This window comes from Paenibacillus aceti (assembly GCF_003614185.1).
GTDB lineage: Bacteria > Bacillota > Bacilli > Paenibacillales > Paenibacillaceae > Fontibacillus > Fontibacillus aceti.
In genome coordinates this window covers 2,118,194-2,141,420 of the sequence record NZ_KZ987724.1, presented here as the reverse complement: position 1 = coordinate 2,141,420, position 23,227 = coordinate 2,118,194, and the positions used below count along the sequence as shown (strand labels likewise).

Here is a 23,227-nt window from a genome sequence, read left to right as displayed (position 1 = left end):
AACTGAGGAGTTCAAATCATGAGTAACAGCGTTATTGGAGTAGATATTGGAGGAACAAACATACGTGTCGGATTAGTAAATGAGCGGTTGGAGTTAGTCCGAAAAGAGACAGCATTAACAAGCCAGTTTCACAACGCCGAAGCGATTTTCGAATATGTCCAGCGCATGATCGGGAAGGTGGACCCTCATAAGACGGCTGACAAGATTGGTATTGCCTTGCCTGTTCCCTGGAAGGAGCAGACGGAGATTATCTATGATGCGACCAATATTCCCTGCTTGGATGGCATCAATATCGAATTTATAAAGTGTTTTTTTCCCGGTTATGAGGTTCATTTCGAGAATGATGTCAATGTCGTAACTCTGCTTGAATCAGAGCGCGGCGCTTCTCAGGCGTATGGACAATCGATGTATATAACGGTCAGTACGGGAATCGGCAGCGGAATTGTGCTCAACAACGAGGTGGTCCACGGGGCCCATGGCTATGCTGGCGAGATCGGAAGCATGGTGATATCTGATCACGGCAAGAGCCATGCGACCTTGCATCCCGGTACGCTCGAAGCTCTATGCAGCGGCCGGGCCCTGGAGCAAGAGAGTAAGAAGCTGTATGGTAGCGAGGCTACGGCCCATTTATTGTTCGATAAGTATAAGCAGCATGATGAGAAGGCGGTAGGGGTGGTAAACACCTGGATTGAGTACTTCTCCAATGCGATTGCTTCCTTAATGCAGACGATTGACCCGGATATATTTGTGATTGGCGGAGCGGTCGTCTATAACAACCAATGGTTGATAGATAAAATTGTTGAAAGCGCTAAAACCAAGGTGTTTGAGCATTTAAGCGACAAAGTCAATGTAGTCCTGTCAAAGTTCGGTCCTGATGCCGGTGTGATTGGGGCGGGGTACATGGCCTTAAAAAACGAAAAAGGAGTAAGAACATCATGAAAAAAATGAAAGTTGCGTTAATCGGAGCTGGGAGCGTGTCCTTTGCGTTGGGGGCATTGCAGGATATGGTGTTGTCTGAGCGTTTGAAGTCGCAAGTTGAACTGGAAATCGCGCTCATGGACATTGAGGAAGAGAATGTGGCAAGAACCTACAAATATGCCACAGATATGTTTACAGCTTTCTCACATCCGGCGAAAATCTGGCAGACGACTGATCTTGAAGCTGCAATGACAGCTGCGGATTTCGTCATCGTGGCGATTGAGGTGAACCGCTACTTCTACTGGTCGCAGGACTTCCATATTCCGCGCCGCTTTGGCAGCAAGCAAATTTATGGCGAGAACGGCGGTCCTGGCTCCATGTTCCATACCTTGCGCAACCTCGGTCCGATGCTCGAGATCGCCCGTACGATGGAGAGAGTCTGCCCGGATGCCTGGTTCATTAACTATACAAACCCGGAGGCGAAATTGGTCGAAGCGATCTCGAAGCTGACCTCGATCAAAATCGTCGGCCTGTGCCATGGACTCGATATGGGGATTGAACAGCTGTCCCAATTCCTGGAGATGGATATCGAAGATATCGGGATGGAAGGCGGCGGCTTGAACCACTTCGGCTTCTTCACCAAGATATGGAACAAGAAGACGGGGGAGGATCTGTACCCGTTATTCGATCAGAAGGAACGGGAGGCCAATCGTCTGGCGCAATTCGATCATGTTGCCTTATCCAGAACGATGTATCGCACTTATGGCTATTACCCATACCCCGGCACCAACCATTGCGGCGAGTATGTCTCCTACGCGGAGGATTTCTACGCTGGCCTGTCGTTGCAGTACCGTTATGATCCGATCCGCGAGACGCTGTGGGAGAAGGATTCAAGAACGCCTGATTTCGTATATTGTGCCAGCGGCAACAATCTGGATCAAGGCTTGTTCTCGAAGGTACAGACTCAGGAGCTGTGGGTGGAAGAGGCTTATATTTTCGATAAAGAGAAAGTGAACCGCAGTAATGAATATGCAATTCCGATCATTGAGGCGATCTTCTTCGATGATGAGATTGAGCTGAACGCGGTGAACCTGCCGAACCATGGAGCGATCAAGGGTCTTCCGGATGATATGGTCGTTGAGACGCAGGCGATTGTTAACGGCCGAGGAATTACTCTGAAGCCGATGACCGTAGAACTGCCAACGGCGATTATCGGAACGATTCACATTCAGGGCACGATTCATAAATTGCTGCTCGAAGCTTATGTGGAACAGTCCAAGACGAAGCTGCTGCAGGCGATTCTATTGGATCCGCAGGCTCCGACTTATTACCAGGCCTGTGCCATGATCGACGAGATGTGCGAGCTGCAGAAGGATATTTTACCTAAGCTGGAGTGGAAATAAAGGGGTTAATCGTGGATATGGACAACAAGAAGATCATTGAACTGCTGCAGGAGATGACGCTGGCTGAGAAGATCGGGCAGCTCTCTCAGACGACGGGAGAACATTATGTCGGCAAAATCGACAGCGAGATGGTAGAGACCGGCCCCGGCTTCCCGGCTCATATGCTCGAGGGAAATACGCTGTACACGATAGGAAGCATCATCGGGGTGTCGAGCGCCAAGATCACAAATCTGATTCAAAGTGAATACTTGCAGAAATCACGGCTGAAGATCCCGCTCCTGTTCATGCATGATGCGATACACGGATATAGGACGATTTTTCCGATCCCCTTAGGGCTCTCTTGTACTTGGGATGAGAGGATTGTGCAGCAAGTAGCCGAGGATACCGCTTCGGAACTGCGCGCTACGGGCATCCATGTTAATTTCTCGCCCATGGTTGATCTGGTGCGCGACTCCAGATGGGGCAGAGTGATGGAGTCTTTCGGTGAGGACCATCTATTGTCGGGACAGCTTGGCCGGGCGATGATCCGCGGCTATCAGAAAGGCGAGGATGGCAGGATCGCCGAGTCGGGAGTAGCAGCTTGTCTGAAGCATTTTGCTGCATATGGCGCTGGCATTGGCGGTAAGGACTACAACACGGTGGATATGTCGTGGAGAGAATTCTATGCCTGTTACGGCAAGCCTTATGAGATAGCGCTGCAAGAGAAGCCCAGATTCGTGATGAGTTCGTTCAATACGTTCAACGGGGTTCCTGTAAGCGCTAGCGAACAGATGATGAAGGATATTCTAAGAGACGACTACCAATTTAAAGATATCGTCATTTCCGATTGGGGCGCTGTAGCTGAGCTGCAGAATCATCGTGTGGCTGGCAATGGCAAGGAAGCTGCGGAATTGGCCTTGAAGGCGGGCATCGATATCGAGATGGTCTCGACCTTGTACCTGGAGCATTTCGAACATATTGTGCAAGAGAATCCGGAACTGCTTCAAGATATTGACGCGGCGGTATTGAAAATTTTACAGCTGAAAAATGAACTCGGTCTTTTTGAAAATCCCTATGTGGACGAAGCGGTCGAGCATGAAGTCATTCTAAATTCAAGCTTTCAGGAGCATACCAAGGAAGCGGCCAAGCGAAGCTGTGTGCTGTTGAAAAATGAACAAATGCTGCCCATACGCCAGGATTGCAAAAAGATCATCATCGTTGGCCCTTTTGCTGACAATAATCAGCTGCTGGGTAACTGGCAGTGCAAAGGAAGCTTCGAGGATGTAGTTACTTTGGCGGAAGGGATGAAGCGGGTGGACGATTCATTCGACCTGGATGTCTACGAATCCCTGGAGGATTGCCCTCAAGCTACGCTGGAACAATGCGACTATATTGTCGTAGCGGTCGGAGAGGATTGGCAACTGAGCGGCGAAGGGCATAGCAGCGTGAACATCGAGCTTGTGGCCGATCAGCAGCAGCTGATCCGGGATGTGAAGCAGACGAACAAACCGTATGCCTGCGTCTTTTTCTCGGGACGGCCCTTGGCGCTTCAGAACATCATCGATGATATCCCTGCGCTCTTATGGTGCTGGTATCCAGGTACTCAGGCTGGCCGTGCAATTGCCGAGCTGCTCACGGGCCAAGACACTCCGTCAGGGAAATTGACGATGTCGTTCCCGCGTCATTCGGCTCAGGCACCGATTTATTACAACGAGTACAGTACAGGCCGTCCGGCCAATGAATCGAGCTACAGCAGCAGGTATCAGGATTGCGAGGCAGGACCGCTGTTCCCGTTCGGGCACGGGCTGACCTATACTGGTGCGCAGTATTCTGATTTTCAAATATCGAGTCATCATTTGGCTGCGGATCAGCAGTTAACTATCTCTTTTCAGGTGAGCAATCCAAGTGAATACGATTATTCTGAAATCGCTATTCTCTACATTGAGGATCTCGTCTCCAAGGCGGTTCGTCCTATCCGCGAAATGAAGAAATATCAAGTTGTGGATGTACCGGCGCATCAGACCGTTGCCGTTCAGATGACACTCGCTCTGGAGGATCTTCAATACTTGGACGCTAGCTTACAGCCTTCGATTGAACCGGGGAAATTTCATATTTATATCAATGATCTTGACCGCCCTGTGTTCACGATAGAGTATCGATAAATCTCCTGAATAACCACATTTATTCGAAAAGATCGCTAGGCTTGCCCAATTATTAAATTAAATTAATTAATTGTGTAAAATTTATCCATGGTACAAATTCGAAATATTGGAGGGAGCCTAGCAGATTTTGGGATAACGCTTTCATGCTCGAAAAAACTGACAATGCTGTACCTGAAAAGAGAGGAGGTATACGGATGAAGTCCAAGTTTAAACATAAGTTTCTGTCACAGTGGGAGCTTCAGGCCATGGTCTGGCCGAGCATCATCTTGATGATTATTTTCTGCTTCGTGCCGATGTTCGGATTGATCATCGCGTTTCAGGACTATTCTCCGTTATCCGGTTTTACGGGCTCGGAATTTGTAGGTCTGGACAATTTCAAAGCCTTTTTGGGAGACAAAGATTTCTATAATGTGCTGACGAATACGCTAGCGATCAGCCTGATGAAATTGTTGATCGGTTTCCCGCTGGAGATCGTCCTGGCTATATTAATCAATCAGATCCGATTAGGTATATTTAAGAAATTTACGCAGACGATATCTTATTTGCCGCACTTTCTGTCCTGGGTTATTCTTGGCGGCATGATTATCTCCTGGCTCGGTTCGACAGGGCTGGTGAATAGCTTCCTGCTGTCGATGCACCTCATATCTGAACCGCTCTCCTTCCTGTCCAATCCCGATGCCTATTGGTGGATTGCGACGCTGTCGGATATATGGAAAGAGGTAGGCTGGGGCACGATTCTCTATCTTGCAGCTATCGCGGGGATTGATCCTTCGTTATATGAGGCAGCCAAGGTCGACGGGGCGAAAATTCTAAAGAGAATCTGGTATATCACGCTCCCTGGCATCAAAAATATTATCGTCCTGATGTTTGTACTGCGCGTAGGTTCTGTGCTGGGTGCGAATCTGGAGCAGACTCTCGTCCTGCAAAATTCTTCGAATATGCTGCGCAGTGAAGTGATTGATTCTTATGTCTATCATTTGGGTCTGACACAAGGAGACTTCTCCTTCGCGACTGCGGTCGGGATCTTCTCGTCCGTCGTCTCCGTCACACTGCTGATGATCGCCAACGTCTTGACCAAGAAGCTTAGCGACAGTTCAATTTTCTAGAAGGGAGGGAGCTATATGGGGCTGGATAAAGGCGAGAAAATATTTAACGTATTCAATGCGCTATTCATGCTATTCTTCATTTCCATCATCGTATTTCCCTTGATCAATATCATCGCACTTTCATTCAACGACGGGTATGACGCGATGAAAGGGGGCATCTACCTGTTTCCGCGAAAATTCACGCTCGTCAACTATGAGACGATCTTGAAGGATTCGACGATTTATCGGGCGTTTGGTGTTACGGCGGCCAAGACCGTGATCGGGGTCATCGGACACTTGGTCATCACCGGGGCTGCCGCCTATGCCATGAGCAAGCCTTATCTGCTGGGCAGAAAGATATTCATCCGCATGGGCGTCATCACGATGTTCTTCTACGGCGGAATGATCCCGACTTTTCTGGTCGTCAAATCGCTCGGTCTGGCGAATAGTTTCTGGGTGTACATCATCCCTGTGCTATTCAGCTTCTATGACATGATCATCTTGATGAACTTCTTCAGAAGTCTGCCGGAATCGATTGAGGAATCGGCCAAGATTGACGGGGCTAACGTATTTCAGGTGTTCTTCAAAATTATTATCCCGCTGTCTTTCCCGGTGCTGGCGACCATCGCCTTGTTCCATGGAGTGTACCAGTGGAATGATTTCTTCGTGGCCAAGCTCTATGTGACAGATAAGACCTTGTATCCGATTCAATATTATTTGTATCAGCTGTTAACGAGCGCTGGCGCTGCGAACACGGCCAAAGCAGGGGTATATATCTCCAAGGCGTTTACGACCCAGTCTTTGCAACAAGCGACGATGATCGTTACGACCTTACCTATTATGCTGATTTACCCTTTCCTTCAGAAATACTTTATTAGCGGCATGCTTGTCGGAGGCGTTAAAGAATAATGATAAAAGCGAGGGAGCACATTATGAAAAAATCGATCATACTTCTGACTTTGGTTGCATTCGTAGTCGCATTGTCTGGCTGCGGCGGTAAGAATACAAGCGCAGAATTGCCGGATTCAACGATTGAAGTGGATAAAGATACTCCAAGCTGGAAGAATGACAAAGCTACGGCTGAGCTTGACTGGTATATTAACTTCGATTGGTTCGCCCAGACCTGGGGCAATGATGTATCTTCACAATATATTACGGAGGATACCGGAGTCAGCATCACTTACTTGGGCGGCAGCGACGACAAGCTCAATACGATGATGGCTTCTGGAGAGCTACCGGATATCATTACGGTAGATGGAAGCAATCCTTTTGTGAAGGATGCGGATAAGTTCGCTCTTCCGCTGGACGTGCTGGCCGAGAAGTATGACCCGTATTTCCTGGAAAAGTCAGCCAAGCCGGAGACGCTTAAGTTCTTCACCAGAGATGACGGTCATATTTACGGGTATCCTAACTTCTCGAATACGAAGTCGGATTATGAGAAGGGCGGCATTTATGCGAACCAGGGCTTTCTGGTGCGCAAAGATATTTATGAGCAGCTCGGCAAGCCGGATATGACCACGCCGGAAGGCTTCATCTCCGCTTTGGAAGCCGCGCAAAAACTGGACGCGAAGGATGAACTGGGCAAAGCGGTTATTCCGATTGGGGTCTCTCCATTTAATGAGGGCTCGGAACCAAATGGAGTATTCAATAGGACGCTGGCCGATTTTATCGGAGTTCCTATGCTGACGGAAGACGGCAAATATTATGATCGTTATACCGATGCAGACTTTCAGAAATGGCTTAAAGTGTTCGTCGATGCCCGCCAGAAAGGGCTGACCGACCGTGACATGATTACGATGACGAAGGACGACAAGGATGCGCGGGTCACGAACGGCAGCTACTTCGTCTACTTCGCTTCAGATCTGAACAGTGAGACGGATACGCTGACCTTATGGGCGAATGAGAATCCGGGCAAGGAATATATCGCTGTTAATGGACCGTCTTCAACGACAGGGAATAAGACAGCCCTGCCAGGCACATCGATCGAAGGCTGGACGCAGACTTTTATTACTAAGGACTGCAAAAACCCACAAAAAGCGATGGAGTTCCTGAGCTATATGGTGAGTGAGTATGGCAACACAGTGATGAATTATGGACGTGAGGGTGAAACCTATACGATGGTGGACGGCAAACCTGTACTGAATGCAGATTTGCTAGAGTTCAAGCAGACCGATCCGGCTGGCTTCGAGAAGGAGATCGGCTTGACAACGCATCTGTGGGTACAGGATAGCGCTCTGCTCTCTCGTCAAATGGGACTTGATCAATTCCCGAAGGCATTGCAGCAAGCGAAGCAGTGGACCTTGGATTACGTGATGCCACAATTCGAATTAGCGAGCCTGGACGTCTATCTGTCCAAGGAATCTTCGAGAAACGCAGAGAAAATCAATCAGAACTGGTCTCAGACCATCGCCAAGATTCTGGACGCCAAATCGGATAGGGAAGTCGATCAGGCGATGAATGAATTCATTAAATATCGCCAGGACAATGGCTACGACAAATTGGTAGAAGAGAGAAACAAACAAATCGAGGCTAATGAGAAGAAGCTGGACTAATTCTGGAATAAATAAGACAAGAAGAGGGCTCTCTATTCGAGAGTCCTCTTCTTGTCTACAGCTGTGTACAACATAGTGCGATTTAATTGCACAAAGTACAGTTAATTGCGCAGCAATCTCTGAAGGTGGCGATTTAGTTGCAGAAAGTACACTTATATTTTCTGTTTTTGCCCATTTTACGATTTCGCGGATGATTAAATGTACAAAATACACTTATTTTCCATAAGGTCCGCTTATTTGCGTTTCTAAGTGTATTTTATGCAGTTATTTTGCTAGGCCAGCCGTGTTACTCGTAAATTCGAAAGGAAGCTAGCGAGCTAGCTTCTCACCACATTCGGCATGTTCTTGATCATTGGCTCGTCTGGAGTAACAAAAAGAGTCTTCTGATGGTCATAGATCACAAATCCTGGCTTGGCCCCGCTCGGCTTGCGGACATAACGGATGAGCGTATAATCGACCGGTACACTGCTGGATTCCTTGGCCTGACTGTAATAGGCAGCCAATTGCGACGCTTCGTTCAAGGTCGCCTCGCCGTAGGAGTCGCTGCGAATCAGCACGTGCGAGCCAGGGATATCCTTCGTATGCAGCCAAGTATCGTTCGGCTTGCCGATCCGATTCGTCACGTAATCATTCTGCAGATTGTTCTTGCCTACATAGATTTCAATCCCTTCGGAAGAAGTATAGACATGCAGGGTCGGCTTGTCGTTTTTCTTCTTCTTTTTGCCTTTCTTGCTCCGGTCCCGTAGATACCCCTGCTGAACCAGCTCCTCACGGATTTCGTCGATATCGTCAAGGGTAGCGTGATTGAGCTGTTGTAGCAACTGCTCCATATAGCTGATCTCCTCGCGGGTGATCGTCATTTGCTCATCGATGACCGCCAGGCTGTTCTTGTACTTATTGTATTTTTTGAAAAAACGCTGGGCATTCTCGGACGGAGTCAGCAGCGGATCGAGGGCAATCGTCTCGGTTCCTTGGTTCTCGTCATAGTAATTCACCAATTCTGCCGTCTTGTCTCCCTTATGAACGAGATGCAGGGAGGAGAGCAGCAACTCGCCCCAGATGCGGTATTGCTCCGCATCCCCGGCTTCGGCCAGGTCCTCTTCCAGCTTGGACATTTTCTTCACATTCTTGTGTAATTCATTGTGCAGGAAGCGCAGCAGGTCGCTGGTCTTCTGTTTGACCGTGTCTCTCAGCGCTTTGTCCCCGTAATACTCCTCCATACAGTCGCTGATGGAATCATAGGTGCGAAGGCCATTTTTGATCAAGGTCAACTTGATGGCTGAGAACACGCTCTTGCCCTTGGCATTTTCGCCGGTAACCGGTTCGTAGCGATGCTCGCGGATTTGCTGCATCAAATCGGCGAAGGAATGCCAGAGGGTAGTCGCCCTGTCGGGTGCGTCTGTCAGAGCAGAGGCATCCTTACCCTTTGCTTCGTCCGCCCGCAGACAAATTTCTTCGGCAATCAGCGGGCTTAGCCCACTGAAGGTAGAGACTAACCAGCCTTTGTCCTCTGTTCCAATCTCCGCTTGCCGGTAAGCCTCCCTAAATTGCTCCTGTGTAGCTTCGAGCGGATGCAGCTTATGCTGCTGCGGCGGCTCTGTATAAGCGAATCCGGGCATGACGACCCGGTAGCTGCTGATCGCCGGGGTTACATGGTGAATTCCGTCCAACTGGGTTCCTGTCGCTGGGTCAATCAGAATAATGTTGCTGTGCCGTCCCATCAATTCGATGATGATTCTTTTTAAAGATATGTCTCCAAGCTCATCACGATGCCGCACATCGATATGAATGATCCGTTCCATCCCTTGCTGCGTAACCGTTTCGATAACGCCACCTTCACAATACTTGCGCAGCAGCATGCAGAACATGGGGGCCTCCAGCGGATTCGGGAAGGACTGCTCGGTGAACTGCACGCGCGGATAAGTCGGGTTAGCTGACAACAGCAAGCGCCGGGTCCCTTCTCTGGAGCGTAATTGAATAATGATGTCGTTATCGGTAGGCTGATGTATTTTATTGATGCGTCCACCGACGCAAATCTGCAGCTCGTGGACGATGGAGTGGGTTACTATTCCGTCAAGTGCCATACAAATCTATTCTCCTGTCTAATAAGGTAGTTCAAAAAGCCACTTTTGATCCCGAAGTAACTCAGGCAAGTGTATTCGGCGTCGAAGGTTGAATTCAGCCGGGCCTACCGGTGCTCACGTACCCACTACGTACGCTCCGCTCCTCAGTCCCTAGCTTCATCCAACCTTCTCGGTGCTGAAAACTGGCTTTTTGAACATTCATCGAAATAGGTAGTTCAAAAAGCCACTTTTGATAAGAAAACCAATCGAAGCAATTCAAGGATGAGCGACCGCGGTTCAAAGGTAGGCTTTCTTGCGATATAGAATTTCATCAGCCTCCGCTGATAACGAATAAATTCTATATCTAACACGAGGTCAATCAGGAAGCCTATTCGACATCGAATCTTGAATTCAGCCGGGCCTTCCGCTAACGAAACGTGGTATCGCTATTTGGGCCAAAATGGGCTGACAGAAATTTTAACGAAACTGGGTATCGTTATTGAAGCAAATTAAAGGCTAAACGCCCTCATTTCCTCTGAATAGCGATATGGTGTTTCGTTAGATTCAATTTGCCACTGTTTACGCGGAAATAGCGATATGTAGTTTCGTTAGACAAAAAACGCATTAAAACGCATATCGAATGCATCAGCTTCAACGCTGAACAGCGACTTTTTGAGCATATCCTCATCTCTTCGATATCTTGCTTCTTCTATGATGCCATACTTGTGTGAAAAACTTAAGAGCTTCTTCTGTGATAATTCGGGACTAGCCGGAATACATTTACCCTAGGTGGAAAAGCCTCACGCTGTTTATCGCACAAAATACGGGAGGGGAAGAAGGAGATGGAACAAAAAAACTGGCACCAGTGGAATGGGGAAGAGCTTCTGGAGCTGTTGAATGTGAAGCGCGAGCAGGGCCTGACCCGGGATGAGGCGCAGAGGAGACGGGAGCAGAGCGGCTGGAATGAACTGTCAGAGGGGAAACGAATCTCTCCGCTGCTGCTATTTCTGAACCAGTTTAAGGATTTTATGATGCTCGTATTGATGGGCGCGACGCTCATATCAGGAATTCTCGGCGAATATTTAGACGCCATTACCATTATTGCTATTGTGATCCTGAACGGGGTGCTCGGATTCATTCAGGAATTCCGGGCCGAGCGCTCGCTGCGCGCACTGAAGCAGTTATCTGCCCCCAGCGCCAAAGCCTTGCGCAATGGGTCTGTCGAGCATATTCCAGCTAAGGAACTTGTCCCCGGCGACATTATTATGGTCGAGAGCGGCGACCGCATTCCTGCAGATGTGCGATGGCTGTCCGCGAACAGCCTGGATGTTGAGGAGTCCGCATTGACCGGAGAATCGCATCCTGTGGGCAAGCATGCCGGGGTACTCCGGGAAGCGGAGGTACCGCTGGGAGATCAGAAAAACCTGGGCTTCATGGGAACGATGGTGACCCGTGGCAGTGGACGAGGGATTGTTATACGTACAGGCATGAACACTGAAATGGGTAAAATAGCCGATCTGATTCAGAACACCGATTCACAGGAAACCCCACTACAGCGGCGCCTGGAGCAATTGGGCAAAATTTTAATTTACCTTTCTTTGGGACTAACTATATTGGTTGTCCTTGTCGGCATTATGCATGGGCAGCCGATGGGGTCGATGTTCCTCGCCGGGGTGAGTCTGGCAGTAGCCGCTATTCCGGAAGGATTGCCTGCCATCGTAACCATTGCGCTGGCGCTAGGGGTGCAGCGAATGATCAAGCGCAAAGCGATCGTCCGCAAGCTGCCGTCCGTAGAGACGCTCGGCTGCGCTTCCGTCATTTGCTCGGATAAGACGGGAACCTTGACGCAGAACAAAATGACGGTGACCCAAATTTGGCTTGAAGGTAGAACGCTGGAGGTGACCGGAGACGGTTATGAACCGGTCGGTCATATATTAGAGCAGGGTCAAGCGGTCGATCTTAAGAAGGATCAGACCTTGCGTCGCATGCTCCAGGTCAGCTCTCTGTGTGGAAATGCAGTCATCTATGAAGATGATAGTGAGCAGCAGGCGAAGAGCAAAGGCAAGGATCGGGAAGAGAACTTAGGATCAGGATGGAAGCTAAAAGGTGATCCGACGGAAGGTGCACTTGTAACACTGGCTGCGAAGATGGGATTGTCACCCGGAACGCTCGGTAGCATGTATACCCGGGTTAAGGAAATGCCCTTTGATTCGGATCGCAAACGGATGTCAGTGATTGTATCTCACCAGGGCGGCAAGATGGCGCTGGTCAAGGGAGCGCCTGATATGCTGATGGAGAAGTGTGCGTATATTCTATGGGATGGCAAGGTCGTCCCGTTTACAGGAACCTTCCGCCAGCGTGTGCAGGCTGCTAACGAAGGGATGGCCAGGAGTGCGCTGCGGGTGCTCGGAATGGCCTATCGCGACTTGCGGCCGGATGATCCGGCAGATCATGAAGATGATGTCGAATGTCAGCTCATCTTCATCGGATTGGCTGGGATGATCGATCCGCCGCGCCGTGAAGCGCGCGAAGCGATCTCTGTCTGCCGCCGCGCCGGCATCAAGACCGTGATGATTACGGGCGACCATGGATTGACTGCCGAAGCGATCGCTGCCGATCTGGGCATTATCCCCCGGGGCGGACAATCTATGTCAGGGAAGCAGCTGGCTGCGCTAAGCGACGACGAACTGGATCGCCAAGTCGACCAGATCTATGTCTACTCCCGGGTTGCCCCCGAGCATAAGCTGCGGATCGTGAAATCATTGCAGCGTAAAGGCCATGTCGTTGCGATGACGGGCGATGGGGTGAATGATGCGCCCGCAATTAAGGCGGCGGACATCGGGATCGCGATGGGAATTACGGGGACGGATGTAACCAAAGAAGCCTCGTCTCTGGTTCTAAGCGATGATAATTTCTCCTCCATCGTGTCTGCGATTGAAGAGGGCCGCAATATTTATGAGAACATCCGGAAATTTATCCGTTATTTACTCGCTTCTAATGTAGGTGAAATATTGACGATGCTCTTCGCCATGCTGGCTGGACTGCCGCTACCGCTATTGCCGATTCAGATTCTGTGGGTGAACCTCGTCACAGACGGGCTCCCGGCCATGGCGCTGGGCGTGGATCAGCCGGAGAAGGATTTGATGGAGCATAAGCCGCGCGGAGCGAGGGAGAACATATTCGCCCGCAGGCTGGGCTGGAAGATCATTAGCCGCGGCCTGCTCATCGGCTTCTGCACACTCGGGGCTTTCTGGCTGACGCTGCGTCTTGCGCCGGATGATCCGGCGCAGCTTGCCAAGGCGCAGTCGGTTGCCTTTGTAACCCTGGTCATGGCTCAGCTTATCCATGTGTTCGATTGCCGCAGCTCACGCTCCATCTTCCACCGTAACATCCTGCAGAACCGTTATCTGGTAGTCGCGGTGCTATCCTCTATACTGCTGCTGCTCGGCGTTATGTATATTGAGGCGTTGCAGCCGATCTTCAAGACGGTTCCGCTGGGAGCCAGAGAATGGGCGCTGAGTCTGGTCGCTGCCGGCATTCCTACCTTCCTGCTCGGAGCGGGTAGTGTCTGGTCGGGGCGCCGCCGCAAGTATAATGGCCCAAGACAGATGATCTCGGCGAAAAGTACAAATATTCGTGCATAAAATCAATACCCTTTGCTCCCCGTGAAATATAGACTAACCCCATACAGAGTTAGTTCAAAAAGTCCGTGTTTGATCACGAAGAAGCACAAGCTTCTGTGCTGAAGACCAACTCGCCTTTTTGGATGTACATCAAGTTCTAGGGAGTGGAGTGGGGTTAGATGGAATTTACGAAAATGCACGGGCTGGGCAATGACTTCCTGGTGTTCTATGGGGAGAAGGAATTGCCGCAGAACGTTTCGGAGTTAGCTATAAGATGGTGCAACAGATATTTTGGCGTCGGGGCGGATGGTCTGGTGTTCATACTGCCGTCGGATCGGGCCGATTATAGAATGAGGATTATTAATTCGGACGGCACGGAGGCTGAGCAATGCGGGAATGCGATCCGCTGTGTCTCCAAATATGTCTATGAAGCAGGCCATACGGATAAGCAAGTGATGACGTTCGAGACTCTCGGCGCAGGGGTGCAGGAGGTTCGGCTTCAGATAGAGGATGGAGTTGTGAAAAATGTGCGAGTCGATATGGGCGAACCGATTCTGGAGGGGAGGAGGGTTCCGACCACATTGGAGGGAGAAGCCGTTATAGGCCATCCAATCGAGACTACCGGGCGCAGGTTCAGCTTCACGGCGGTATCCATGGGGAATCCGCACTGCGTCATTTATGTGGATGATGCGCCGCGCTTTGAGCTGGAGAAGTGGGGGCCGCAGCTGGAGGCACATCCTTATTTTCCGAGAAAAACGAATGTAGAGTTCGCGACTGTGACTTCACCTGAACGGATTGAGATGAGGGTATGGGAGCGTGGTGCTGGCCCAACGCTGGCCTGTGGCAGCGGAGCCTGTGCCACCTTGGTATCCTCCGTGTTGAACGGTTATACCGGGCGTAAGGCTTGGGTCGGCTTGCAAGGCGGAGATCTCTATATCGAATGGGACCCCAGCGATAATCATGTGTATATGACGGGCCCGGCGGAAATCGTGTACCATGGCGCGGTTGAATAATTTAATTGGATGATGTACTGAAAAAGGCCTTCGGGCCTTTTTTGCCTTCTCCTTATCAATTGGCGGAAATTATGTTAAATTAATATGAAACTAAGGCGAAGATTAGATAGGTAGTTCATATATACCATTCGTTATTCGTTCTATTATCTTACAATAAGGAGGTACTCTTATGAGGCCAGATCTGCGTCAAGCTTGGCAGAATGAAGTTCTGATCGGCGATGGAGCCCTCGGTACGTATATGTACCAGCTAGGCTTCTCTGTCGGCATTTCCTATGAAGAGATGAATTTGACCCGTCCTGAGGTAATTCAGGATGTACACCGCCGCTATATTGATGCAGGTGCGAGCTTAATAGAGACGAATACATTCTCCGCCAATTACTATAAATTATCCAAATTTGGTCTGGAGGAGCAGGTAGCGGATATCAATCGTGCTGCCGTGCGGATTGCCAGGCAGGCTGCCGGAGCTGATCGCTTTGTCGCCGGTGCCGTAGGTACAATCCGGGGCGGGAAGCGGATTAACGTGACCAACCAGGAATTGGCGAACTATTTCGAGGAGCAGATGTCCGCCCTTCTGACAGAGGATGTGGATGCGCTCATTCTGGAGACATTCTATGATTTGCAAGAGATGCGTCTGGCGCTGGGACGGGCTCGTCATTTGACACAGCTTCCGGTCTTTTGCCAATTTGCGGTGGATCATCTGGGCAGAACATTGGACGGGTATTCCATTGAAGAAGCCTTCGGGATTCTCCAGGCGGAAGGTGCCGATGTGCTCGGCTTCAATTGCCATTCCGGTCCGAAGGGTATCATGAGTGTCATGGAGAAATTGAACGGTCCGCTGAATATCCCATTGTCCGTATTTCCAAATGCAGGTTTGGCGGATTATGTAGATGGAGAATATGTATATGGGGCCACTCCCGCTTACTTTGGGGAATGTGCGGTAACTTTTGCTGATTTGGGCGCAAGATTTATCGGAGGCTGCTGCGGGACAACACCGGAGCATATTGCAGCTGTAGCCAGGGCGCTCGAAGAGTACGATCCTGTGCCACTGGATGAAGGTCACCCCCTTCCGGCAATCCGTGAATCAATACAGGCGCTTGAATATGGGCCAAAGAATGAGAATGACCGTTGTGACTGCCAGCAGGCACGCAAGGCTCAGAACATTGTGGAGCTGGTGAAGGAGCGCCATACGGTCATTGTCGAGCTCGACCCTCCGCGGGATCTCGATATTGGCAAGTTCATGACAGGCGCAGCGGCTCTTAAGGAGGCGGGGATCGATGCGTTGACGCTGGCGGACAACTCATTGGCTGTAACACGGATGAGCAACATGGCGCTGGGCTCCAAGGTACATTCCGATTTGGGCCTAAGACCGCTGATTCATATCGCTTGCCGGGATCGCAATCTGATCGGTACACAGTCGCATATGATGGGCTTCGACGCACTCGGCATCGATCATATCCTTGCCGTGACCGGAGATCCGGCCCGCTTCGGGGATCTGCCCGGAGCAAGCTCGGTTTATGATCTTACTTCCTTTGAAATTATACGCATGATCAAGCAGCTTAATGAAGGGATTGCCTTCTCGGGCAAGCCGCTGAAGCATCGGGCCAATTTCATCATCGGCGCCGCCTTCAACCCGAACGTGAAGCATCTGAACAAGGCGGTGGAGCGGTTGGAGAAGAAGATCGCTTCTGGTGCGGATTACATCATGACTCAGCCGGTCTATAATCCTGAGCTGATCGTGGCGATTCGCGAGGCGACCGCTCATTTGGATATTCCGATCTTCCTTGGCATTATGCCGCTTGCGAGTGGCAAGAACGCTGAATATCTCCATAATGAGGTCCCGGGCATTACCTTGCCTGAGTCGATCCTCAAGCGGATGGAAGGCCTGCAGGGAGCGGAAGGACGCGCCATGGGCGTTGAGATAGCCAAGGAACTGTTGGATACGGCGCTGCAGCATTTTAATGGTATTTATCTGATGACTCCGTTCATGTTCTATGAAATGACGGTAGCTCTCACAAATTATGTTCATGAGAAGTCATTACACCGGGCTTCCCACTTGTCTCGTTCATAATTATCAATTACAATAGGGTAACGGATGTGATGTTCATGTCTCACAGTATGACTGGGTACGGTGGTTCCGCCAGACATTACGGCGGCTATAACATTCAATTTGAAATCAAATCTGTCAATCATCGGTATTCTGAGGTTGTACTTCGGATGCCCCGAGAGTGGACGTGCTATGAGGATAAACTGCGACGATTAGTACAGGAACATGTCAAGCGTGGTAGAATTGACGTGTTCATAGGTAAGGAGAAGGAAGATGACACCTCCTCACCCTTCGTACTAAATCGTCCGGTCATTGAAGCTTATTTACGGGCGAATGAAGAGCTGAAGCAGAATTATGGACTTGACTCCTCACTCAGCGCCAAGGATTTGCTCTCGCTACCGGAGGCGGTGATTTCTCCGGACCCTCTAATGGACGGAGCTGCAACGGATCAAGAGTGGGAGACGGTTCTCATGGAAGGTCTTGCAGAAGCCTTAGACGGCATGATCGCTATGCGGGCGCGAGAAGGTCTTCATCTGGTCTCTGATCTGGAACAGCGATTGTCCAGGCTGCAGGAGATTCACGCAGACCTCGTCAGATTGGCGCCGGAAGTAGTCGTGGACTATCGCAACCGGCTCCGAGGGCGACTCGCCGAACTGTTGGAGGGGGCTTTTGATGAACAGAGATTCGCGATGGAGGTCGCCGTATTTGCGGATCGGTCCAATATCGACGAAGAGCTAATTAGATTGAAGAGTCACTTCGAGCAGTGCCGCGGATTATTGCAATCGGAAGGGCCGGTTGGACGGAAGCTGGATTTTTTGATACAGGAAATGAACCGGGAGACGAATACGATTGGTTCTAAGGCCAATCACCTGGCTCTGGTCAACCATGTTGTCGAGATGAAAGCAGAACTGGAGAAAATTCGTGAACAGGCGGCCAATCTCGAATAACGAAACTTAGAGTCAAGTAAATTAGGGGGAAGTACCTGAATATGGCAATCAAACTTATTAACATTGGCTTTGGTAATATCGTGTCAGCCAACCGAATCATTTCAATCGTGAGTCCTGAGTCTGCTCCAATCAAGCGGATTATTCAGGAGGCAAGAGACCGGCATATGCTGATCGATGCGACCTATGGACGTCGTACGCGCGCGGTAATCATTACCGACAGTGATCATGTCATATTGTCGGCGGTGCAGCCGGAGACGGTTGCGCATCGCTTATCCACCAAAGATGATGACAACGACGAGTAAAATGGAGAGAACTATGGCTAAAGGGTTATTAATTGTTTTATCAGGGCCGTCCGGTGTAGGCAAAGGGACGGTCTGTAATGAATTACGGGCACGTATGCCAGAGCTTGTATACTCTGTTTCTGCTACGACGCGCCAGCCCCGGTTAGGGGAAGAGAACGGGGTTAATTATTTTTTCAAGACACGTGAACAATTTCTCGATATGATCGAGAAGGATCAACTGCTCGAATATGCGGAATATGTGGGTAACTTCTACGGTACCCCGCGTGACTTCGTTGAGAAGACGATTGAGAGCGGTCGCGATATCATTCTTGAGATCGAGGTGCAAGGTGCGCTCAAGGTGAAGGAGAAGTTCCCGGAGGGTGTATTCGTGTTCATGCTTCCCCCATCCCTGGATGAGCTGAAGGACCGGATTCAAGGCCGGGGTACGGAGAGCCAGGCGACGATCGATCACCGGATGTCAGTGGCAGCCGATGAGATAAACTTGCTCGAACAGTATGATTACGCTGTAGTTAATGATGAGATCGATCTGGCATGTCAGAGAATCCAGGCGATCATTACGGCGGAACATTGCAAAATAAGAAAACCTGCCGAAGTATAAACATTCGGTGAATGAGTCTAATAGAAGAGGTGTTGCTTCATGCTATATCCATCCATTGACAAGATGCTAGGTATTGTCGGTAGTAAGTATTCTCTCGTGGTAGCTGCTTCCCGCAGAGCTAGACAGCTTAGAGAGGGCTCCAAGAGCGAACTGGAGCATCCAAGATCCCATAAGCAAGTAGGGCTTGCTCTGGAAGAGATTTATGGCGGTTACATCAAGCTTAAACCGGTCACAGAAGAGCCGGAAACAATCGAGAAATAAAATAGATCGACCTCGTGGTCATTGTTGACTTTGAACAACCTCTTTAGAAACAACCGCGAGGTTGTTATTTTTTTCTGCAAGTTTCGTCTGCGGTGGGCTGTTACTTCGATCATGAAGGCGCAGCAGGATAAAATCTGACTTCGTGATAACTTGAAAGCGGGGGATAAGACGATGTTAATCGGCAAAAAAATATTGCTCGGCGTAACGGGAGGGATCGCAGCGTTCAAAGCGGCGTCTCTGTGTAGCAAGCTAGTGAAGGAAGGGGCGGAGGTTCGGGTCATCATGACCGAATCCGCTACGAAGTTCATCAGTGAGTTGACATTGCAGGCCTTGTCCAAGAACGCGGTATATACGGATACTTTTGACGAGAAAATACCTGAGAAAGTCGCTCATATCGAATTAGCCGACTGGGCTGATCTGGTATTGGTCGCTCCGGCTACGGCGAATATGATCGGTAAAATGGCTGCCGGGATCGGCGATGATATGCTCTCGACGACGCTTCTGGCTGTTACGGCCCCAATTATGCTTGCTCCAGCTATGAATGTGCATATGTATACCCATCCGGCAGTAACCCGGAATATGGCTGAACTGAGATCACGCGGGGTTCATATGATTGAACCGGGTGTAGGCTTGCTAGCCTGCGGGTATACCGGTAAGGGGAGAATGGAGGAGCCGGAAGCGATTGTGGAAGAGGCGAAGCTCTTTTTTGCACGTCAGGCGAAACGGGCTGCTCTGCCGCTTGCTGGCAAGAAGGTTGTCGTTACCGCCGGAGGTACTATAGAGCGTATCGATCCGGTCCGTTATATTACGAATGATTCATCGGGCAAGATGGGCTTCGCTGTAGCGAAGGCCGCACAGGAGCTGGGGGCGGATGTAACGCTGATTGTTGCCCGTACTCAGGTGGACCCTCCGGTTCAGATCAATGCGGTCCATGTTGAATCAGCTGTGGAAATGTACGAGGCTGTGTCTGCTCGATGGCGGGAGACAGATATTCTTGTGAAAGCGGCCGCTGTGGCGGACTACCGACCTAAGAGCCCTGCGCAGCATAAAATAAAAAAATCAGGCGACGAGCTACAGCTGGAATTGGTCAAGAATATCGATATTTTGCAGACGCTAGGTGAGCAGAAGACAACGCAGTTCCTGATTGGATTCGCAGCAGAGACCGATCATCTGGAGCAGTATGCGAAGGATAAGCTGAAGCGCAAAAACTGCGATCTCTTGGTGGCGAATGATGTGACACAGACGGGGGCTGGATTCGGAACCGATACGAATATAGTCAATATCTATGACGCAGCGGGGCTGGTACAATCCCTGCCTATGATCACTAAGGAGGAGGCGGGGCTTCGCATTATGGAGCTGGCCGCTGAACGACTGGCGGGAGCTGGCAAATGAACTTCAAAATCGCCAGGGTCATCGTTGACGTTCCGAGCCGTCAGACGGATCGGCCCTTCGATTATATTATTCCAGATGAGATGCGCGATTGGATTGAGATCGGCAGCCGGGTAGGTGTCCCCTTCGGACATCGGACGGTGCAGGGGTTCGTCATCGATTTACGTCCTGATTCCGAGTTGAATTTTGCTCGTATGAAGCCGATCCAGGAGCTGCTTGACCTTATTCCTCCGCTTCCGATGGATCTCGTCAAGCTTGCCGAGTGGATGAGCCACAGGTATGCCTGCAGCATGATTTCCGCGCTGCAGGCGATGATTCCAACTGCGCTAAAAGGCAAGGCGGAGAGGTATATTCAGCTCAATGAGCCTTCTGAATCGACGACGGATCCCGAGCAGACGGAGGAAGCTGTGTATGCGGCGCCTCCGCTATTGACCGGAGAGGAAGAGAGGATCGTCGATTACATTAAAGCGAATGGTTCTATGCTGATGACGACCGCTCATTTGAGTGCTCATTTTCCGGGACAGGGAGAGACGATCAAGGGCTTGCTGCGGACGGGTGTCCTGACGGAGACGCAGATGATCAAGGACAAGGTTCGCAAGAAGACGGTCAAGACCGTCACCGCAGCAGTGAGCGGAGAGCAGGCTGAGGCGGTGCTCGCTTCCTTCAGCGCCCAGGCGCGGAGACAGAAGGAGGTTCTGCAGTTTCTGCTTGAGGTCGGCGTTACGCTCTCTTTGCAGGAGGTGCTGTCGACTCTGCATGTCACAGCAGGAACGGTCAAGAAGCTGGTGGAGAAGGGATTTGTCGTGATGGAGGATGCGGAGGTATTCCGTGATCCTTATCAGGATAGACGCTTCAAACGGACGGACCCGCTGCCGCGGACCCCGGAACAGGAATGGGTCTATGGCAAGATCAGCGAAGTGCTGGATAACCGGGCCTATGGCGCTTTTTTATTGCATGGGGTTACCGGGAGCGGGAAGACAGAGGTCTATATGCAGACGATCGAGCGGTGTATCTCGCTGGGTCGCCAGGCTATTGTACTGGTGCCGGAGATTTCCCTTACCCCGCAGATGGTAGAGCGGTTCAAAGGACGGTTTGGCAATAAGGTGGCTGTTATGCACAGCCGACTGTCAACCGGGGAACGCTATGATGAATGGCGCAAAATCAGGGAGGGACGTGTACAGGTTGCGATCGGTGCCCGATCCGCTGTCTTCGCCCCTTTCTCGGATCTCGGCTTGATCGTCATGGATGAGGAGCATGAGACCTCCTATAAGCAGGAGGAGACTCCTAAATATCATGCAAGGGATGTAGCGATTCGCCGGGCTAAGCAGCATCATGCTGCTGTGATTCTCGGTTCGGCCACGCCATCGCTGGAGAGCTATCACGCTGCCAGATCCCTGAATAATGAGCAATATGCGCCGATGCTGCTTGAAATGAATGCCAGAGCTTCAGGCAGTAAGCTGCCAGGTATACAGATCGTAGATATGCGGGAAGAATTGCGGGAAGGGAACCGTTCGATGTTCAGCCGGGATCTTCATGCCGGAATCGCCGCCAGGCTCGAACGCGGAGAGCAGAGCGTACTATTCTTGAACCGGCGCGGGTTCTCGACCTTTGTCATGTGCCGCACCTGCGGTTATGTGGCCGGCTGCCCGGACTGTGATATTTCGTTGACTTATCATCAGAAATCGAATAATTTGCGCTGCCATTATTGCGGCTATGCCGTTCCCGCGCCTTCGGTATGCCCGGAGTGCGGCAGCGAGCATATCCGTTATTTTGGCACCGGCACCCAGCGGGTGGAGAGTGAGCTTTCCAAGCTCTTCCCGGGCATTCGGGTCATCCGCATGGATGTGGATACGACGACAGAGAAGGGCTCCCATGAGAAGCTGCTGAAGGCTTTTCGCGACAAGAAGGCGGATGTGCTGCTGGGCACGCAAATGGTGGCTAAGGGACTTGATTTCCCGGATGTTACATTAGTAGGCGTCATTGCGGCGGATACATCGCTTAATTTTCCGGATTTCCGCTCTGCGGAGAAGACCTTTCAGCTGTTGACACAGGTCGCCGGGCGGGCTGGCCGTCACCAGCTTCCGGGTGAAGTGGTGATCCAGACGTATATACCGGATCATTATTCGATCATCCATGCGAGTCAGCATGATTATAATTCATTCGTGCGTGAGGAATTACAGCATCGCAAGGCGCTGCATTATCCGCCATACAGCCGCCTGATTCTCGTAACACTGTCCCATGAGAAGCTGCCTTTATTGCTGCGCATGGCCGAGAATTTCACGGCGAACCTGCGTGGCAAGGCTCAGCAGTTGGGATGGTTCGGCAATATGGACCGTTTTACGAGGGATGTCCTGGACATTCTAGGGCCTGTCGCTTCGCCGATCCCCCGCATCAAGAACCGTTACAGATTCCAATGTATGGTGAAGTATCGCGGCTCGCTGGACGCGTCCGAGCTGGTACGCAGTGTAGCCGAGACCATGCTGAACGATATGCGCGACTCGTCGTTTCAGATCAGTATCGATGTCGACCCGCAGATGCTAATGTAATATGCGGGGGACGAGTGGTAGTAACTTGGGTGGCATAAGTATGGTGAGTATGGTAAGTATGGTATGGATGCCAGGAGCGAGTATAGTGAAAAGCTGCTAAAGTGAGCAAGAGTGAGAAAAAGCGAGCAAAAGTGCAGGCTTTAACTCTCAGAAACCTAAGCAATGCGAAATACCTGCAGAAGAAGTGCAGGTTTTTGATAAATATGTGACTTGAAGGGTGCGAAACAGGGGATTTTTCGGATGCCCTAAATTGTAACGAAACGTGGTATCGCTATTTGCACCAAAAAGGGCGATTTCAAAATCTAACGAAACTGGGCATCGCTATTGGGCCCAAAAAGCGAC

The 23,227-nt window shown here is 50.6% G+C and carries 16 protein-coding genes; 15 read left to right on the top strand and 1 reads right to left on the bottom strand.

Translation table 11 applies throughout. From position 1 onward, the window contains the following. Nucleotides 1–18 precede the first annotated feature (18 nt). The 6 genes from BFJ94_RS09525 to BFJ94_RS09500 all read left to right on the top strand — a co-directional run bounded on the left by BFJ94_RS09525 (nucleotide 19) and on the right by BFJ94_RS09500 (nucleotide 8,099). Complete coding sequence (locus BFJ94_RS09525) at nucleotides 19–939, top strand: ROK family protein (RefSeq protein ID WP_120462455.1); 921 nt, start codon at nucleotides 19–21, stop codon at nucleotides 937–939. Continuing rightward, nucleotides 936–2,321 carry a family 4 glycosyl hydrolase gene (locus BFJ94_RS09520; RefSeq protein WP_120462454.1) on the top strand — a complete coding sequence of 462 codons (1,386 nt, stop codon included), beginning with the start codon at nucleotides 936–938 and terminating at the stop codon, nucleotides 2,319–2,321. The genes BFJ94_RS09525 and BFJ94_RS09520 overlap by 4 nt, the downstream gene beginning before the upstream one ends. Before the next feature lie 17 nt (nucleotides 2,322–2,338). Next, entirely contained in the window at nucleotides 2,339–4,462 is a 2,124-nt protein-coding gene (locus tag BFJ94_RS09515; protein WP_120462453.1) for a glycoside hydrolase family 3 N-terminal domain-containing protein, read from the top strand. Between the two features lie 194 nt (nucleotides 4,463–4,656). After that, nucleotides 4,657–5,568: an ABC transporter permease gene (locus tag BFJ94_RS09510; protein ID WP_120462452.1), complete on the top strand. Its 912-nt coding sequence runs from the start codon at nucleotides 4,657–4,659 to the stop codon at nucleotides 5,566–5,568. Nucleotides 5,569–5,583: 15 nt separating this feature from the next. Then, nucleotides 5,584–6,456 carry a carbohydrate ABC transporter permease gene (locus BFJ94_RS09505; RefSeq protein ID WP_120462451.1) on the top strand — a complete coding sequence of 291 codons (873 nt, stop codon included), beginning with the start codon at nucleotides 5,584–5,586 and terminating at the stop codon, nucleotides 6,454–6,456. A 23-nt stretch (nucleotides 6,457–6,479) separates the two neighbouring features. Further along, nucleotides 6,480–8,099 (top strand): type 2 periplasmic-binding domain-containing protein, encoded by a 1,620-nt coding sequence (locus BFJ94_RS09500; RefSeq protein WP_229716818.1) that lies wholly within the window; start codon nucleotides 6,480–6,482, stop codon nucleotides 8,097–8,099. Between the two features lie 317 nt (nucleotides 8,100–8,416). Here the strand turns inward: BFJ94_RS09500 and BFJ94_RS09495 are convergent, their stop codons facing one another. Beyond that, a complete protein-coding gene (locus BFJ94_RS09495; protein WP_120462449.1) occupies nucleotides 8,417–10,183 on the bottom strand; it encodes an Rqc2 family fibronectin-binding protein in 1,767 nt (588 codons plus the stop codon). 821 nt (nucleotides 10,184–11,004) lie between these two features. On the opposite strand from BFJ94_RS09495, the gene BFJ94_RS09490 reads away from it, so the two are divergent. From BFJ94_RS09490 to priA, 9 genes are all read left to right on the top strand, one after another. Next, on the top strand, nucleotides 11,005–13,806 hold the full coding sequence (locus tag BFJ94_RS09490) for a cation-translocating P-type ATPase (protein ID WP_120462448.1): 2,802 nt from the start codon (nucleotides 11,005–11,007) through the stop codon (nucleotides 13,804–13,806). A gap of 158 nt (nucleotides 13,807–13,964) precedes the next feature. Beyond that, nucleotides 13,965–14,798: a diaminopimelate epimerase gene (gene dapF, locus BFJ94_RS09485; RefSeq protein WP_120462447.1), complete on the top strand. Its 834-nt coding sequence runs from the start codon at nucleotides 13,965–13,967 to the stop codon at nucleotides 14,796–14,798. A 169-nt stretch (nucleotides 14,799–14,967) separates the two neighbouring features. Next, entirely contained in the window at nucleotides 14,968–16,866 is a 1,899-nt protein-coding gene (locus BFJ94_RS09480; RefSeq protein ID WP_120462446.1) for a bifunctional homocysteine S-methyltransferase/methylenetetrahydrofolate reductase, read from the top strand. Between the two features lie 35 nt (nucleotides 16,867–16,901). Further along, a complete protein-coding gene (locus BFJ94_RS09475; protein ID WP_120462445.1) occupies nucleotides 16,902–17,789 on the top strand; it encodes a YicC/YloC family endoribonuclease in 888 nt (295 codons plus the stop codon). 41 nt (nucleotides 17,790–17,830) lie between these two features. After that, nucleotides 17,831–18,091, top strand: a complete 261-nt coding sequence (gene remA / locus BFJ94_RS09470; protein WP_005548256.1) for an extracellular matrix/biofilm regulator RemA — start codon at nucleotides 17,831–17,833, stop codon at nucleotides 18,089–18,091. Nucleotides 18,092–18,104: 13 nt separating this feature from the next. Continuing rightward, a complete protein-coding gene (gene gmk, locus BFJ94_RS09465; RefSeq protein ID WP_120462444.1) occupies nucleotides 18,105–18,689 on the top strand; it encodes a guanylate kinase in 585 nt (194 codons plus the stop codon). Nucleotides 18,690–18,728: 39 nt separating this feature from the next. Further along, nucleotides 18,729–18,950, top strand: coding sequence for a DNA-directed RNA polymerase subunit omega (gene rpoZ, locus BFJ94_RS09460; RefSeq protein ID WP_120462443.1), 222 nt, complete (start codon nucleotides 18,729–18,731; stop codon nucleotides 18,948–18,950). Nucleotides 18,951–19,121: 171 nt separating this feature from the next. Continuing rightward, entirely contained in the window at nucleotides 19,122–20,342 is a 1,221-nt protein-coding gene (gene coaBC / locus BFJ94_RS09455) for a bifunctional phosphopantothenoylcysteine decarboxylase/phosphopantothenate--cysteine ligase CoaBC (RefSeq protein ID WP_120462442.1), read from the top strand. Then, nucleotides 20,339–22,885 carry a primosomal protein N' gene (gene priA / locus BFJ94_RS09450; protein WP_120462441.1) on the top strand — a complete coding sequence of 849 codons (2,547 nt, stop codon included), beginning with the start codon at nucleotides 20,339–20,341 and terminating at the stop codon, nucleotides 22,883–22,885. Before coaBC ends, priA begins: the two co-directional genes overlap by 4 nt. Nucleotides 22,886–23,227 lie beyond the last annotated feature (342 nt).

What these genes read in the sequence shown, in the direction of transcription:
- BFJ94_RS09525 (WP_120462455.1), top strand. Translation starts at nt 19, where the DNA reads ATGAGTAACAGCGTTATTGGAGTAGATATTGGAGGAACAAACATACGT.
- BFJ94_RS09520 (WP_120462454.1), top strand. Translation starts at nt 936, where the DNA reads ATGAAAAAAATGAAAGTTGCGTTAATCGGAGCTGGGAGCGTGTCCTTT.
- BFJ94_RS09515 (WP_120462453.1), top strand. Translation starts at nt 2,339, where the DNA reads ATGGACAACAAGAAGATCATTGAACTGCTGCAGGAGATGACGCTGGCT.
- BFJ94_RS09510 (WP_120462452.1), top strand. Translation starts at nt 4,657, where the DNA reads ATGAAGTCCAAGTTTAAACATAAGTTTCTGTCACAGTGGGAGCTTCAG.
- BFJ94_RS09505 (WP_120462451.1), top strand. Translation starts at nt 5,584, where the DNA reads ATGGGGCTGGATAAAGGCGAGAAAATATTTAACGTATTCAATGCGCTA.
- BFJ94_RS09500 (WP_229716818.1), top strand. Translation starts at nt 6,480, where the DNA reads ATGAAAAAATCGATCATACTTCTGACTTTGGTTGCATTCGTAGTCGCA.
- BFJ94_RS09495 (WP_120462449.1), bottom strand. Translation starts at nt 10,183, where the DNA reads ATGGCACTTGACGGAATAGTAACCCACTCCATCGTCCACGAGCTGCAG.
- BFJ94_RS09490 (WP_120462448.1), top strand. Translation starts at nt 11,005, where the DNA reads ATGGAACAAAAAAACTGGCACCAGTGGAATGGGGAAGAGCTTCTGGAG.
- dapF (WP_120462447.1), top strand. Translation starts at nt 13,965, where the DNA reads ATGGAATTTACGAAAATGCACGGGCTGGGCAATGACTTCCTGGTGTTC.
- BFJ94_RS09480 (WP_120462446.1), top strand. Translation starts at nt 14,968, where the DNA reads ATGAGGCCAGATCTGCGTCAAGCTTGGCAGAATGAAGTTCTGATCGGC.
- BFJ94_RS09475 (WP_120462445.1), top strand. Translation starts at nt 16,902, where the DNA reads ATGTCTCACAGTATGACTGGGTACGGTGGTTCCGCCAGACATTACGGC.
- remA (WP_005548256.1), top strand. Translation starts at nt 17,831, where the DNA reads ATGGCAATCAAACTTATTAACATTGGCTTTGGTAATATCGTGTCAGCC.
- gmk (WP_120462444.1), top strand. Translation starts at nt 18,105, where the DNA reads ATGGCTAAAGGGTTATTAATTGTTTTATCAGGGCCGTCCGGTGTAGGC.
- rpoZ (WP_120462443.1), top strand. Translation starts at nt 18,729, where the DNA reads ATGCTATATCCATCCATTGACAAGATGCTAGGTATTGTCGGTAGTAAG.
- coaBC (WP_120462442.1), top strand. Translation starts at nt 19,122, where the DNA reads ATGTTAATCGGCAAAAAAATATTGCTCGGCGTAACGGGAGGGATCGCA.
- priA (WP_120462441.1), top strand. Translation starts at nt 20,339, where the DNA reads ATGAACTTCAAAATCGCCAGGGTCATCGTTGACGTTCCGAGCCGTCAG.